The organism is Vibrio sp. 1641 (genome assembly GCF_033339995.1).
GTDB lineage: Bacteria > Pseudomonadota > Gammaproteobacteria > Enterobacterales > Vibrionaceae > Vibrio > Vibrio alginolyticus.
On record NZ_JAWOVP010000006.1, the window covers coordinates 19216 to 35295 of the forward strand.

Annotated in this window: 12 protein-coding genes; 7 read left to right on the forward strand and 5 right to left on the reverse strand. The window is 44.9% G+C overall.

What is annotated here, in order from left to right:
- The first annotated feature begins 262 nt into the window (after positions 1 to 262).
- Positions 263 to 1117 carry a co-chaperone DjlA gene (gene djlA / locus R7Z47_RS14080; protein ID WP_005383076.1) on the forward strand — a complete coding sequence of 285 codons (855 nt, stop codon included), beginning with the start codon at positions 263 to 265 and terminating at the stop codon, positions 1115 to 1117.
- A 142-nt stretch (positions 1118 to 1259) separates the two neighbouring features.
- Here djlA and R7Z47_RS14085 read toward each other — a convergent pair whose 3' ends face one another.
- The 5 genes from R7Z47_RS14085 to leuA all read right to left on the reverse strand — a co-directional run bounded on the left by R7Z47_RS14085 (position 1260) and on the right by leuA (position 7224).
- The gene (locus R7Z47_RS14085) at positions 1260 to 2042 is read right to left on the reverse strand and encodes a DUF547 domain-containing protein (protein ID WP_262606799.1); all 783 of its coding nucleotides are present in this window, start codon (positions 2040 to 2042) and stop codon (positions 1260 to 1262) included.
- A 335-nt stretch (positions 2043 to 2377) separates the two neighbouring features.
- The gene (gene leuD / locus R7Z47_RS14090) at positions 2378 to 2980 is read right to left on the reverse strand and encodes a 3-isopropylmalate dehydratase small subunit (RefSeq protein ID WP_005383071.1); all 603 of its coding nucleotides are present in this window, start codon (positions 2978 to 2980) and stop codon (positions 2378 to 2380) included.
- A gap of 11 nt (positions 2981 to 2991) precedes the next feature.
- Positions 2992 to 4392, reverse strand: a complete 1401-nt coding sequence (leuC, locus tag R7Z47_RS14095) for a 3-isopropylmalate dehydratase large subunit (protein WP_005383069.1) — start codon at positions 4390 to 4392, stop codon at positions 2992 to 2994.
- Positions 4393 to 4502: 110 nt separating this feature from the next.
- Entirely contained in the window at positions 4503 to 5594 is a 1092-nt protein-coding gene (gene leuB / locus R7Z47_RS14100) for a 3-isopropylmalate dehydrogenase (protein ID WP_258454482.1), read from the reverse strand.
- An 82-nt stretch (positions 5595 to 5676) separates the two neighbouring features.
- Positions 5677 to 7224: a 2-isopropylmalate synthase gene (gene leuA / locus R7Z47_RS14105; protein ID WP_005379685.1), complete on the reverse strand. Its 1548-nt coding sequence runs from the start codon at positions 7222 to 7224 to the stop codon at positions 5677 to 5679.
- A gap of 517 nt (positions 7225 to 7741) precedes the next feature.
- Here leuA and R7Z47_RS14110 point away from each other — a divergent pair.
- From R7Z47_RS14110 to R7Z47_RS14135, 6 genes are all read left to right on the forward strand, one after another.
- Positions 7742 to 8539: an SH3 domain-containing protein gene (locus tag R7Z47_RS14110; protein WP_025998525.1), complete on the forward strand. Its 798-nt coding sequence runs from the start codon at positions 7742 to 7744 to the stop codon at positions 8537 to 8539.
- 152 nt (positions 8540 to 8691) lie between these two features.
- Positions 8692 to 9240 carry a phosphatase PAP2 family protein gene (locus R7Z47_RS14115; protein WP_033906038.1) on the forward strand — a complete coding sequence of 183 codons (549 nt, stop codon included), beginning with the start codon at positions 8692 to 8694 and terminating at the stop codon, positions 9238 to 9240.
- Between the two features lie 3 nt (positions 9241 to 9243).
- Positions 9244 to 10290 (forward strand): MJ1255/VC2487 family glycosyltransferase, encoded by a 1047-nt coding sequence (locus R7Z47_RS14120; protein ID WP_005379691.1) that lies wholly within the window; start codon positions 9244 to 9246, stop codon positions 10288 to 10290.
- Between the two features lie 555 nt (positions 10291 to 10845).
- The gene (calR, locus tag R7Z47_RS14125) at positions 10846 to 11805 is read left to right on the forward strand and encodes a LysR family transcriptional regulator CalR (protein WP_005379693.1); all 960 of its coding nucleotides are present in this window, start codon (positions 10846 to 10848) and stop codon (positions 11803 to 11805) included.
- 293 nt (positions 11806 to 12098) lie between these two features.
- Positions 12099 to 13907, forward strand: coding sequence for an AMP-dependent synthetase/ligase (locus R7Z47_RS14130; RefSeq protein WP_005379694.1), 1809 nt, complete (start codon positions 12099 to 12101; stop codon positions 13905 to 13907).
- A gap of 448 nt (positions 13908 to 14355) precedes the next feature.
- Complete coding sequence (locus tag R7Z47_RS14135; RefSeq protein ID WP_005379695.1) at positions 14356 to 16080, forward strand: acetolactate synthase 3 large subunit; 1725 nt, start codon at positions 14356 to 14358, stop codon at positions 16078 to 16080.

The following is a 16080-nucleotide window of genomic DNA, read 5'->3' on the forward strand; positions in this document are numbered from 1 at the left end:
TTGAACTTTCCTGTGTCACTACTACTCGATGGCTATAGGGCTTGTTGTACCCTAGCGTAATAGCCAAATGAATCAACTATAGTCGCATTTATCCCAGCGTATTGATTCACTGTGGCATAATGACGACAAAATAGCTGCAAAGATAAGCAGGCGAAATGGCCTAGCCGAAATAAAACTAATTCCATTATCATAAAGGAAATCGTTGCATCCGGCACTATAAGACCGCCGTCGTCGATAAAAATTCATTGATAGAGAACACATAATGCATATTTTTGGCAAAATTCTGGGTGCCTTTTTTGGCTTGTTACTTGGCGGGCCGCTAGGTTTACTCTTTGGCTTATTTATTGGCCATCAATTCGATAAAGCACGTCGCTTGAGTCAAGCCGGGTTCTCTACTGGCGGCTTTGGAAAAGGGCCAAGTCAAGCTCAACGCCAAGAAGAGTTTTTTAAAGCGGCGTTTGCGGTAATGGGACATGTGGCAAAAGCGAAAGGCCAAGTCACCAAAGAGGAAATCCAACTGGCTTCTGCCATGATGGACCGCATGAATTTGCATGGCGAACAGCGTCGCGCAGCGCAAGACGCGTTTCGTGAAGGTAAAGACAGCGACTTTCCGTTAGAAGATGTTCTTGTTCGTGTGAAAATTTCGACAGCTGGTCGCTTTGACTTGTTGCAATTTTTCTTAGAGCTGCAAATCTCGGCGGCCTTTGCAGATGGCTCAATCCACCCGAGTGAACGAAATGTACTACACAAAATTGCACGTGGTTTGGGTTTCTCTTCTGAGCAATTAGAGCGTCGTTTGCAAATGCAAGAAGCCGCATTTCGTTTCCAAAGCCAGGGCGGTTTTCATGGTCAGCATCAAGGCCAATCTTCAGGTGGTAGCTGGCAACAAGCTTCACAAGCGGATCAGTTGGCCGACGCGTACAAAATTCTGGATGTGTCTTCAGATGCAGACAGTAAAACCGTTAAGCGTGCTTATCGTAAACTGATGAACGAGCATCACCCGGACAAATTGATGGCTAAAGGCTTACCACCAGAGATGATGAACGTCGCGAAAGAGAAATCTCAAGAGATTCAAAACGCTTACGATCTTATTAAGAAGGTTAAAGGCTTTAAGTAGTCGGACGTTTTCTATCAAACATTTGGATGTAAAAAAGGGCACTCAGTGCCCTTTTTTTTCATGTCTTAGTCTTTGAGTTGCCGGTGTCTTTAGCTTTTGGCCTATTATGTCCCTAATGCTAATTGACCTCACATCCCCCAGTTTAGTTGGCTTGATTCAAGTCCCAATCGTATTCGTATTTCACTTTGCCAGATAAGTTTTTGTATTGCGGTGCGTACTTTGCGATGTGTTTGAAGATTTGTTTTTCTCCACCAAAGTCCGTTGCAAACCAATCATAAATAGAAGACAGCTGTGCCGTGTTACCTTGGATAGATACGCCTTTGCTGCTGTTGATAAATGTTTTGGCGGCACTATCCAGTAGAGCTTGCGTGTTGTCAGCAGTGAATGCTTGAGATTGCAGATTAGGGCATCCTAGGCTGGCACAGTTAACCGCGTAATGCGTTCTTGGGTCATTCCAAATTGGACGCAAAATTCGATGTTCAATATCGTTTAAAGTTAGATCCTTCCCATTGACCACGACCACATCGTCTCCCCAAGGACCAAAGCTAAATAAACCACCTAGCTTGGTGATTGATTCGACTGGATAGTTATCCAAAATAAGATCTACCGTGATGGCGTTGTAAAGGTTTACCCAATAGGCATATTGCTCTGCTTGGTTGTATTGTAGAGGGTCTAGTTTTGCCAAACGCTGGATGTATTGTTTCAGCTTAGTTTTATCGACAGAGGAGACTTGGCTATAACGAAACAAGGTATTCTCGCCTTGTTCAACTAAATAAGTATCGAGCAGTTGTTGCCATTCTTGATGAGAAATTTGGGTTTGGTTGGCTTGATTCGATTGTTTCCAATATGGCCATAAGTCGGATTTAGGCGCGGACAATGTCGAGAAAGAAACCAGAGCACACAACAGCAATAACAGACGCTTCATAGAGATACCTTTGAATGAGATATTGTTGATAGTGTAGACCAGTTTAGTGCTTGTTTTCTTTCAGTAATCAGTGGCCTTTATTCGCTGTCATTCCGAGGAGCATAAGCGATATCAGGAATCTAATACCCACAAACTCTTGAGTAAAGACAGTATGAATCTGTACAGTGCGCTCTGGTAGTCGATCCTGAATCACGCTCCTTCGTCGCTGTTCAGGATGACGAATTTCAACAGAGGCGTTCGGTATTCTGTAAGCAAAGCGATATGAGATCAGTCACCCAAAACAAATCAAGGGCCGACAATTGCCAGCCCTTGATTTGTGTATTTACTAACGCGTCTTAACGCAAGAAGCTTGGAATATTCGCTTCGTACTCAGCAATCTTATCTTCGTGTTGAAGGGTTAGGCCAATGTTGTCCAAACCGTTTAGCAAGCAATGACGACGGAACGAATCGATTTCAAAACCATATTCTTTGCCGTTGGCACGAACGACATTCGCTTCTAGGTCGACCTCGACTTCTGCACCTTCATTTGCCTCAACAAACTGGAAGATTTCATCCACTTCTTGTTCAGTCAAACGAACTGGCACCATTTGGTTGTTGATCGAGTTGCCGTAAAAAATATCGGCAAAGCTTGGTGCGATCATCGCTTTGATGCCGTAATCCGCTAGTGCCCACGGTGCGTGCTCACGAGATGAGCCACAGCCGAAGTTTTCACGAGCCAGCAAGATAGACGCGCCTTGGTAGCGAGGTGCGTTCATCACGAACTCTGGATTTGGCTGTTCGCCAGCATCGTCTAGGAAGCGCCAGTCATGGAATAGGTGCTTACCAAACCCTAGGCGGGAGACCTTTTGTAGGAACTGCTTTGGAATGATGGCATCAGTATCAACGTTCGCTGCATCTAGAGGAACAACTAAGCCTGTGTGTTGTTTAAAGCCTGACATTGGTTTGCTCCTTAGTCTAGTTCACGAATATCTACAAAGTGACCAGCAATTGCTGCTGCCGCTGCCATCGCAGGGCTCACTAGGTGGGTACGGCCATCACGACCTTGGCGGCCTTCAAAGTTACGGTTTGAAGTAGACGCACAACGTTCATGTGGGCCCAAACGGTCATTGTTCATTGCTAGACACATCGAGCAACCTGGTAGGCGCCACTCAAAGCCCGCTTCTTTAAAGATAACGTCCAAGCCTTCCGCTTCTGCTTGCGCTTTTACTTGCTCAGAGCCAGGAACGATCAGCGCTTGAACGTGAGGCGCGACTTTGCGACCTTTCGCTACTTCAGCGGCTGCGCGCATGTCTTCGATACGTGAGTTAGTACAAGAACCAACGAAGACTTTATCGACGTTGTAATCAGACAATGACTTGCCTGCCTCTAGGCCCATGTAAGCCAATGCTTTTTCTGCCGATGCTTTTTCTACTGGGTCGGCAAAGCTTTCTGGTGCTGGGATAGGTTGATCTACTGCGATCACTTGGCCTGGGTTAGTACCCCAAGTGACTTGTGGTCTGATATCCGCTGCGTTTAGTGTCACGACTGCATCAAACTGAGCATCATCGTCAGTTTTTAATGTCTTCCAGTATTCTACTGCTGCATCAAAGTCGGCACCTTGAGGTGAGAATTTACGGCCTTTGATGTATTCGAACGTGGTTTCATCTGGCGCAATCAAACCGGCTTTCGCACCTAGCTCTATCGCCATATTACATACGGTCATGCGGCCTTCCATTGAAAGGTCAGTGATCGCTTCACCACAGAATTCAACTACGTAGCCTGTACCGCCTGCTGCTGTCGTTTCACCGATGATGGCTAGCACAATGTCTTTCGCAGTAATGCCCGGAGCCACTTTGCCTTTCACTTCGATCTTCATCGTTTTAGCGCGCGCTTGTTTTAGCGTTTGAGTTGCTAATACGTGCTCAACTTCAGATGTTCCAATACCAAAAGCTAGCGAGCCGAACGCACCGTGTGTAGCAGTGTGCGAGTCACCACAAACAATGGTCATGCCCGGTAGGGTAATACCAAGCTCTGGGCCCATAACGTGCACAATACCTTGATATTTATGGTTAATGTCGTAAAGCGTAACACCAAACTCTTCACAGTTTTTCGATAGCGTTTCCATCTGGATACGAGCCATCTCACCGGATGCGTTGATGTCTTTGGTGGTTGTTGAAACGTTGTGGTCCATGGTGGCAAAAGTTTTGCTGACCTGACGCACCTTACGACCTTTTTCACGCAAGCCGTCAAATGCTTGCGGAGACGTCACTTCATGTACCAAGTGACGGTCGATGTACAAGATTGGGTTTTCCCCTTCTGCTGCGACGGCAACGTGTGCGTCGTAGACTTTTTCGTATAGTGTTTTGCCCATTGTTTGCTTCCTTTCCTCGTTATCCTTGTTGCTTTGTTTTAGCACCAATGACTTAGAGGTAAGTCATTGGTGGATAGAGGATTTAGTATTTATTATGAATCTGTTCTGTATTACGAGTTTAAGATGTACTCAGCGATCTTATCGCCCATCTCAGATGTTGTAAGCGCAGGGTTGTCACCAGCAAGATCGCCCGTTAGCTCCCCAGCTGAAAGTGCTTTTGATACTGCGTCTTCAATGTCTTGCGCCGCAGTTTCTTCACCTAGGCTGTAACGCAGCATCAGTGCTGCTGATAGGATTTGCGCCACAGGGTTAGCAATATTCTTACCTGCGATATCGGGTGCACTGCCACCTGCTGGCTCGTACAGACCGAATTTGCTTTCGTTTAGACTTGCTGATGGCAACATACCCATAGAGCCTGTGATCATCGCACATTCATCAGAAATGATGTCGCCGAAGATGTTTGAACACAGCATTACGTCGAACTGAGCAGGGTCTTTGATAAGCTGCATAGTCGCGTTATCAATGTACATGTGTGACAACTCGACATCTGGGTAGTCTTTTGCGATTTCTTCGACTACTTCACGCCATAAGATAGAGCTTTGTAGAACGTTCGCTTTGTCGATAGAGCACACTTTCTTGCGACGTAGACGAGCAGAGTCAAAAGCGATTTTTGCAATACGTTCGATCTCAAAGCGGTGGTACACCTCAGTATCAAATGCTTTTTCTGTTGCGCCTTCACCTTCACGACCTTTCGGTTGGCCGAAGTAGATACCACCCGTCAGTTCACGGACTACCACGATGTCAAAGCCGCGACCCGAGATGTCTGCACGTAACGGTGAGAAAGCTTCAAGACCTGAGTGAATTTGCGCTGGACGTAAGTTACAGAACAGTTGGAAGTGTTTGCGTAGTGGAAGTAGGGCACCGCGTTCAGGTTGGTCGTTTGGTGGTAAGTGCTCCCACTTAGGGCCGCCAACCGAGCCGAATAGGACTGCATCAGACTCTTCACATGCTTTTATTGTGCTCTCTGGAAGTGGACAACCGTGATTGTCGATCGCGATACCACCTACATCATGCTCGTCACGCTCAAACGCAATACCATGTTTCTTTTCGATTGCATCCAATACTTTATGTGCCTGCGCCATTACTTCCGGGCCAATGCCGTCACCGGGTAGGACGGCAATTTTGTACGATTTGTCTGTCATGTTAATCCTTTAAGTTTTCTAATTTTGAGCTTAATTATTTCAACGAGCGTGTTCTTTCCTGAGCCGTGTAGCCCGGTTGTTATTACACAGTCGCAATCTTTTTCTGCTTCATTTCTTCGATTTTATCTGCACGATGAATGCTGTTAATAACGTGCAATAATGCTTGGCCGGAAGCCTCAACGATGTCGGTGGAAACACCCGTACCGTGGTATTTGCGACCTTTGTAGTTGGCAATGATGTCTGCTTGACCCAAACCATCTTCACCTTCACCTTTCGCGGTTAGGTCGAATTTATCCAGAACGATGTCGTAGCCTGTCACGCGGTAGATACATTGGTATAGCGCATCAACTGGGCCATTACCGACCGCTGCTTCACACATTTCTTCATCACCGCATTGCATTTTGATGCTGGTGGTAGCCATTACGCTGCCAGACTGCACGCTTAGGTAGCTCAATTTGTAGAAGTCATCTTCTTCACGCAAGTTCGAGAAGTGCATTAGGGCTTCTAGGTCGTAATCGAACACTTGGCCTTTGCGGTCAGCAAGTTTCAAGAAATCCGCATACAGTGCGTCTAGGTTGTACTCGTCTTCGTTGTAACCCATGGTGTCCATATGGCTCTTCACGGCAGCGCGACCGCTGCGGCTGGTTAGGTTCAGAGCTTGGTTTTTTAGGCCAATAGACTCAGGGGTCATGATTTCGTAGGTATTCTTATTCTTCAACATGCCATCTTGGTGGATGCCTGAAGAGTGGCTAAACGCATTTGCACCCACAATTGCTTTGTTGCTTTGAATAGGCATATTGCATAGCTGGCTAACCAACTTACTGGTGCGGTGAATTTCATCATGCTTAATGCCAGTGTGAACGCCCAAAAACTCTTGACGAGTCTTGATGATCATTGCGATCTCTTCAAGTGAACAGTTACCCGCTCGCTCTCCAATGCCATTGATCGTGCCTTCTATCTGACGTGCGCCAGCTTGAACGGCGGCAATAGAGTTGGCAACTGACATCCCCAAATCGTCGTGACAGTGAACGGAGATGATCGCTTTATCAATGTTCGGAACGCGGTTAAATAGAGTTTCAATAATCCCACCAAACTCACTTGGTACGGTGTAGCCAACGGTATCTGGAATGTTGATTGTACTCGCACCTGCATTGATGGCGGCTTCTACCATGCGACATAGGTTGTCGATTGGAGTACGACCAGCATCTTCACAAGAAAACTCGACATCATCAGTGTAGTTACGTGCATGTTTAACGGCGTTGACTGCCATTTCTAGTACATCGTCGTAGCTGCGGCGTAGTTTGTCTTCTACGTGAATGGTGGAAGTGGCTAAAAACGTGTGGATACGGAATTGGTCGGCCACTTTTAAGGCTTCAGCGGCAGCATCAATGTCTTTCGCAACGGCACGCGAAAGGGCACAAACTCGACTGTTTTTTATGTTTTTTGCGATAGTTTGTACAGACTCGAAATCACCTGGTGAAGAGATTGGGAAGCCAGCTTCGATAACATCAACGCCGAGTCTTTCCAGCGCATAGGCAATCTGCAGTTTTTCTTTAACCGTCAAGCTTGCTGACAACGCTTGCTCGCCATCACGCAATGTGGTGTCGAATATAATGACCTGATCGTTCATGTTTGCTTCCTTCCTGATTTCTGCACTTTCGCGCAAGTGAATCGTTTACTTCCAGTATTTAGATATAAAAAAACCCGCATTCTCATGCGGGTTCTTAGAAATTGGTGTGGTTATTTTTCTTCCACAGCCTACCCGCGCGAACTGGTCACGATCAGGAGGAGGCTAAGCAGGATAGAAAAATGAGCTGACATAGTTGTTAAGCTTTCCACATAATTAAGTTAACAAATTAGTACCGCACTCCATGAAGCGCGTCAACCCTAAAGTCGATTTTTTATTCATATCGGATGAGTCTTTTCGTTTGCTTGAAAAAAATGATGCACTAAGTGAAACGACATGATGCGATAGAAACGTGCCAGAAGAAGTAAGTTCTCATCAAGTTTGCGACGTTTCATTACCAAAACAAGCATCGGGATTGCGACTTGTCACACAAAGGTCCGAATTGTTTGGCAAAAGTTTTGAATGACCATTTATAGTAGTGCAGTTGCACTAGGTAAAAGAAATAAGGGTTAGGGAAAGAATGAGGTTAACAAAACAATTTGGACGTTCAGCCATAGTATTTACTCTGGTCAGCTTGTCGGGTTGTCAGCTGTTTCAATCGCAGACCTATGTGGAAGTGGCTTCCCCCGTTGTTATGAATGATCACTCGCAGAGCGTCATGGTTATCAATGATCAAATGGATCGATTTTTGAGTTATGAGGGACGCGAATCGTTCTTGAATCAGATGCTTGTTGCCCTTGAGTCTGACAGCCGAAATAAGTTTAAAGGTAAAGATCCGGAAACGTATTCTTGGTGGAAGATCCGCGTTCAACCTAGTGAGAAACAGCAAGCGGAAGTTTTCCGACCAACCACTGAAGGTGTCGATACTTCAAACCCAGTAGAGTTTATGGATGTTTCTTACCGCTCTAAGACCACATTAAACCTACGCTCCAAACCGAGTCTTGAAGGGGAAAAGCTTGGCGTATTATCGAAAGGGGAAGTCTTTAATGTGCTAGCAAAAGTAGTTGATCAACCTTGGTTTCTCGTTGAACAGAAAGGAGTGATAAAAGGTTATGTCCATAAGGATTATGCGCGCAGCAATGTGATAAATCGTGACATTTTATCTACACAGCCTAACCCTTTACTAGAGCCTAACTCGAGTAAAACGGAGCAAACGAGTATAGAGCATGAACTGTCGGGAAACTATACTTGCCGCTCACTGAGCTATGAGCTTACAAAAGATGGCGACATGACGACGGGCTCTTTGCGCGCCTGCCGCAAGAAGAGAAAAGTCTGGTATATAGACACCCCTCAACCGCAACTATCAAACCCTTCTTAATGTTCTATTTTTATGGTTATGCCCAATAGATAAATTGTTGGGCGCACCTTAATTTGGCCTTTGTCATTAATTGTCCAAACTCCCGTCATGCTGTTGTCACCTAAACCTCCTACTTTTCACAGAAAGGCGTTGTCAAAGTAAGGAAAGGTCACATGCGAACCATAGAGACAATTACACAGCCAATTGCAACCATTGCTAAGTTTGATTTAGCGCTCTCTAGTGTTTGTCTTAAGCACCGTTTTAATCAACAAGTCGCCAATATCAGTAAAGGAGTTTCCCACAGTGGTGACGGGCATCTTTACTTGGTGTTGGGGTTATTAGCTTGGTATTTAGATAAGGAGCAAGGAGTCTGGTTTTTACTGGCGGGTTTACTTGCTTTTGCTATCGAGCTACCAATTTATTGGACGCTGAAAAATAGTTTTAAGCGTCGTCGCCCTGAAGAGCTTAATGCACTCCTTCCTGCTTTTATTACCCCCTCTGATCGCTATAGTCTTCCTTCAGGACACACTGCCGCTGCGTTTGTCATGGCGACGCTGATTGACCATTTCTATCCGAGCCTAGGCGTTGCTGCATTCTTTTGGGCAAGTTTAATCGGAACCGCGCGAATCTTATTGGGTGTGCACTTTTTTACCGATGTCATCATTGGTGCACTGCTTGGCAGTCTTTGTGGTGGATTAGCGATTGCGATGTTGGGAGGCTAATTGATGAAAATCTTGTACGGTGTTCAAGGGACAGGAAACGGACATATTGCACGCGCAAGGGCGATGAGTCATGCGTTTAAAGAGCACGATGTTGAGGTCGACTTTTTGTTTTCTGGGCGAGCGCCGGAAAAATATTTTTCAATGGAAGCATTTGGCGATTACCAGACTCGCCGAGGCTTCACCTTTATTACCGAAAAAGGCTCTGTAAACTACGCGAAAACAGCATTGAATAACAATTTGGTGCAGTTTTTCAAAGAAGTTAAGCAACTCGATCTGTCGTCCTACGATCTTATCATTAATGATTTCGAACCTGTGACAGCGTGGGCAGCGAGACAACAAAATAAACCTTCTATTGGTATCAGCCACCAAAATGCTTTCCGTTATCCGGTGCCACTAAAGGGAGCAAGTTGGTTAGATAAATCCGTCATTGAATACTTTGCGCCTTCTCAACACCACCTTGGTTTGCATTGGCATCATTTTGATCAACCTTTGTTACCACCGATAGTGCATACCGTCGATAGCCAAGCAGAAAACGACGACTTCGTGTTGGTGTATCTACCGTTCGAATCGATTGAAGATATCTCGGACTTATTGTTCCACTTTAATCAACAAGCGTTTATCTGTTATCACCCGGATGTGATCGAATGTGAGCAGGTAGAAAACATAGAACTGCGCCCTTTATGCCACAGCAACTTCCAGCATCATTTGCATCGCTGTAGTGGTGTCATTGCTAATGGTGGGTTTGAGCTTCCTTCAGAAGCCTTGTCTTTGGGGAAAAAATTGTTACTAAAGCCACTCGCGGGTCAATTCGAGCAGCAGAGCAATGTTGCGACCTTAGAAGATTTAGGGCTTGCGATGTCGATGGAGAGCTTAGACATTTCCGCAGTACGCCAGTGGCTAAAGGAGCAACAAGCCGAAAGTGTGAAATACCCAGATGTTGCTCAGGCTATTGTTCATTGGGTACTGCAAGGTGCATGGGATTCAAAAGCAGAGTTATCCAGACAGCTGTGGGAGCAGGTTGATTTTCCAAGTTACGTGTCGAACATTTAAGTACGTTGTTCTAAGTACATTGTTCCTTCCATTTTTGACACGATTTTGTTGCAGCCTTTCTGTTTGGAAGGCTGCATTTTTATTCTTCCTCTCTCATTTCTATTCAGTGTGTATTTGCTGATAATTTGACTGATAAGTGCAAAATTCAATCAGAGATATAGCTGCTATATGTTGTTCCTATCCCAACCAATAACCGAGCTAAATGCATGCTTGTGTTAACCGCCTGTCCTATCAATTTGCTAAATACGTCCTCAAAGAATGCATTTTTACGTGTTTTATAGTTTTTTATGTTTTTATCAAGCTTTTGTTATTTAAAGAATAAATACCTAATTGGCTAAAATTTACTGATTAAATATCAATCTAGTTGCGAAACCGCAATCGATTAGTTGATAGTACAGTTCGAGCCGGAAGTATCCGGACGATAAATATAATAAAAAGTTAGGTTATCTATTCGTAAAATGATTCGAATCCAGCCGCCGTCTTTTGTGCGAGATGGGATTCTATTCGTTATGAATTTAATGAACAAAGTTGACGATTACAAAAGAGGCGCACTCAATGTTAGAGAAGAAAGACGCGATGAGCGCAATTGCTAGCTACCGTATGGAAAGCACTTTGCGTGGTGTAGATTTAAACCTACTGACTGTATTTGATGCTGTAATGCAAGAGCAAAATATTACTCGTGCAGCACATAACCTAGGCATGTCTCAACCGGCGGTAAGTAACGCCGTGGCACGCTTAAAAGTGATGTTTAACGACGAGCTATTCATGCGCCAAGGCCGTGGTATTCAGCCTACGCAACGAGCTCGTCAACTGTTTGGCCCTATTCGCCAAGCACTACAGCTGATTCGCAATGAACTTCCTAGCTCTGTATTCCAACCAGAATCTTCGACTCGCTTATTCAAGCTTGCGATTTGCAGCCCTTGTGACATGCGTTTTGCTCCGAAGATCATGGCAAAAGTGAATCAACAAGCACCAAACGTTCAGCTTCATCTAGATGCAGAATTTGACCGTTTGTTGTCTGAGCGTATGCGCTACCAAGAAATTGATTTCGTGATCGACTACGCTCGTTTTGATGAGCAAGGTTTCTCAAGTACTGAAATCTTCAAAGATGAATTAGTGGTTATCGCATCAAAAACCCACCCACGCATTCAAGGTGGTGTGACGGCTGAGCAACTGCTTAACGAAAAGCATGCGAAGTTATCGAAAGTGCATGGCCAACGTAGTTTCTCAGAGCAAGCGTACCGTGAACTGGATTGCCAAGCGGCGTATGAAGGTTCTAGTTTAAGCAACCTACTATACGTGGTGGGTCAATCTGAGCTTGTGACTATTGCACCACGTTGGATGGCGGAAAATGCGGTAAACAGCGATCAACTGCAAATTCTTGATTTCCCATTTGCGAACAAAGAAATCAGCGGCTTCTTAAGCTGGCATGAATCAAGCGAAAAAGATAAAGGCCACATTTGGCTGCGCGATCAACTGATGATCACTTGTGGTGAAGTCGTTGCCGCAAAATAAGATGACGTTTGGTCTTCTCGATTAGACCATATTGGTAATCATCAATTTTTACAATTCATTGGTCCCCGAGCGATTTTTGTCTCTCGGGGCTTTTTGTTTTCGTAATCAACAATCGAAACAGTAAGTTAAATAGAGTAATCATTCAGCAATTTGAGGTACGTTCGCGACGTATAAGTGATAGTTGTCTCTTATTAGTGATAAGTTTGATACTGGTCAGTTGCGTTTTAGCAAGCCGTGAGTACACTTGTTCGCTCAATTAGCTTACGCCTGTAAGCCAAAAGGTAAGTAAAAGAATGGCCAAGTTAGATTTTCATATCGTTAAACGTATTCGTGAACAAATTGCGAACGGTGGTACACGCGTTGCACTCAAGCATAAAGTGGGTGAGGAGTGGCAAGGTATTACGTGGACGCAATTTGGTCAGCAAGTTGATGCTTTATCACTTGCACTTTTGGCTCAGGGATTAGGAGTCCAAGATAAGATCGGCATTTTCTCGAACAACATGCCGCAATGGACGATCGCTGATATCGCAGCACTGCAATTACGCAGCGTGACAGTACCTATTTACCCAACCAATACTGCCGCCCAGTCGGCGTACATCATTAACAATGCAGACGTCAAAGTTCTGTTTGTTGGTGAACAGCCTCAATTTGATGCAGCAGTGAGCATTTTCGACCAGTGCGAACAGTTAGAGCTCATTGTTGCGATGTCTGATGATATAGAACTTGGCGATCATGATTTCGTTATCTCTTGGCAAGCATTTGTTGCCAAAGGCGACGCTACATATCAAGTTGAATTGGACGCGCGTTTAGATCAGGCAAAAGAAGATGATCTACTCACGCTGATCTACACCTCGGGTACAACAGGCCAGCCAAAAGGCGTTATGTTGGACTACGCAAACATTGCGGCGCAATTGGAAGGGCACGATCAGCGCTTGAGCCTTTCTCAAAGTGACGTGTCATTATGTTTCCTTCCGTTGTCACACGTATTTGAGCGCGCTTGGACCTTTTATGTATTGTACAAAGGGGCGACCAACTGCTATTTGCAAGACACCATGCAAGTACGTGATGCACTGAGCCAGGTGCGACCTACCGTGATGTGTGCCGTACCGCGTTTCTATGAGAAGATCTTCTCTGCGATTCACGAGAAAGTGTCTCGCGCGCCGATTCATCGTAAGATCATGTTTACTTGGGCAGTCAACATGGGCGCAAAAATGGCCGCTTGTCATCAAGAAAAACGTCAGCCATCGCTCTTGCTGCGTAAGTCATACGCTTTGGCGGATAAGTTGGTTCTGAGCAAACTGCGTGCGCTACTTGGCGGGCAAATCAACTTTATGCCTTGTGGTGGTGCAAAGCTGGATGAAACCATCGGTCGATTCTTCCATGCGATTGGTATCAACGTTAAGTTGGGCTACGGCATGACTGAAACCACGGCGACAGTATCGTGTTGGGATGATAAATGTTTTAACCCCGACTCTATTGGTATGTCGATGCCTGGCGCACAGGTTAAGATTGGCGAAAACAACGAGATTCTGGTTCGTGGTCCAATGGTGATGCGTGGCTATTACAAAATGCCAGAAGAGACGGAAAAGACCTTTGATGAGCACGGTTTCCTAAAAACGGGCGACGCTGGTTACATTGATGAAAATGGCAACTTGTTCATCACCGATCGTATCAAAGAGTTGATGAAAACTTCAGGTGGTAAATACATCGCTCCACAAATGATTGAAGGTGCGATTGGTAAAGACCACTTTATCGAGCAAATAGCAGTCATTGCGGATACTCGTAAGTTTGTTTCTGCGCTTATCGTGCCTTGTTATGACTCGCTAGAAGAGTACGCGAAAGAGCTGAATATCAAATATCACGATCGCGTTGAGTTGATTAAGCACCACCAGGTGGTCGAAATGCTTGAGAAGCGTGTGAACGATCTTCAAAAAGAGTTGGCAAAGTTTGAACAAGTGAAGAAATTTAAATTGTTACCAAGAGCTTTCTCTATGGATGATGGTGAGTTAACGCCAACTCAAAAACTTCGTCGTAAAGTCATCAATGACAAATACCAAGATGAAATTGAAGAAATGTATAAGGAAAAGTCGGATAAAAAGTAACTTAAGCTGACTTAGATTTTATATTGATGAAAAAATCCCAGTGATGTGATCGCGCATTGCTGGGGATTTTTGTTTGTATTGATTTTTTCTGTTCTGCTCGTCAAATAACGCTATTTCGCACCCTGTAGCTAAAAGCTTATGAAATAATGTTCTTTTTTTGAGCGTTAACTTTTTAGGTTGTACTGTGAAATAGGAGATGTGTGGCTGCTATTCCTACTAACATTCTAATTACTAGTATCTTGTTTAAAAAGTAGACCAATCTCTCATTAGACCCTTTGATAATAAAACGTTACATTTGTTGGGTAACCTTGCGGGATGTTATGACGAACGCAAGACATAGCCGAAAACGTGGAAGTATTTCGATTAGGCTACGAATAAGACCTAGACTATGTAAAACCAGACCAATCCGTTGACCTTACGGTGAGGAAACTGGCTAAGGAGAGCAATTATGACAGCAATGTTGTCAGGCGCAGAGATGGTGGTTCAATCTCTGATAGAAGAGCACGTAGAGCAGATCTTTGGCTACCCAGGTGGCTCTGTTTTGGATATCTACGATGCACTGCATGCCAAAACCGATCAAATCAAACACGTACTTGTAAGGCATGAGCAAGCCGCCACTCATATGGCAGATGGTTACGCTCGAGCTACCGGTAAACCGGGTGTCGTACTTGTGTGCTCGGGGCCGGGCGCGACCAATACCATTACGGGTATTGCAACAGCGTATATGGACTCTATCCCAATGATCGTTATCTCGGGTAACGTACCGAATAGCCTAATTGGTAATGATGCTTTCCAAGAGTGTGACATCGTCGGTGTCTCCCGCCCAGTGGTCAAACACAGCTTTTTAGTAAAAAAAGCGGAAGATATTCCTGAAACAATCAAAAAAGCGTTTTATATCGCGACTACAGGTCGACCTGGTCCAGTTGTGATTGATTTGCCAAAAGATGTAATGAACCCGCAAATCAAACTGCCTTATCAATATCCAGAAACGCTTTCAATGCGCTCTTACAAGCCGACAACTTCGGGCCATAAAGGCCAGATTAAAAAAGCGCTTAAATCGCTATTAGAAGCGAAAAAACCAGTGCTTTATATCGGTGGTGGTGCGGTGATTTCTGGCGCTCATGAACATATTTTAGAGCTTTCCGACAAACTGAACCTACCCGTTGTGAGTACTTTGATGGGCTTGGGGGCATTCCCGGGTACACATAAAAACTCACTGGGCATGTTGGGTATGCACGGCACTTACGAAGCTAATATGGCAATGCATGAAGCGGATCTTATTTTTGGTATCGGTGTGCGTTTTGATGACCGTACAACCAACAACCTTGAAAAGTACTGCCCAAACGCAAAAGTGATGCATATTGATATCGATCCGTCATCGATCTCGAAAAACGTGAAAGTGGATTTGCCGATCGTAGGTTCTGCGGAAAAAGTGCTGACAACCATGCTCGGGCTGCTTGCAGAGCAAGGTAGTGGAAATGATCAAGATGCTATCACTGCATGGTGGGATGACATTCAAGTATGGCGTGACCGCAACTGCTTGTCTTATGAAACGTCTCCAGAACGAATCAAGCCACAGCAAGTAATTGAAACGCTGCACAAGCTAACTAATGGCGACGCGTATGTGGCGTCTGATGTGGGCCAGCATCAGATGTTTGCGGCACTGTACTACCCATTCAATAAGCCGCGCCGTTGGATAAACTCTGGTGGTCTTGGCACCATGGGATTTGGTCTTCCGGCTGGCATGGGCGTGAAGTTTGCCATGCCACAAGAAGAGGTCGTGGTTGTGACTGGTGACGGCAGTATTCAGATGAATATTCAAGAATTGTCGACAGCCATGCAATACGACATTCCAGTGAAGATCATCAACCTGAACAACCGATTCTTAGGCATGGTAAAACAGTGGCAAGACATTATTTATCAAGGTCGTCACTCTAATTCTTACATGAGTTCTGTTCCTGACTTTGCAGCGATTGCAGAAGCTTATGGTCACGTCGGTATTCGTATCGAAACGCCTGATCAGCTCGAAGAAGGGCTACAAAAAGCGTTGGATATGAAAGATCGTCTGGTGTTTGTGGACATCAACGTAGACGAAACCGAACACGTATACCCGATGCAAATCAAAGGTGAGGGTATGGATAAAATGTGGCTAAGCAAAACGGAGAGAACTTAA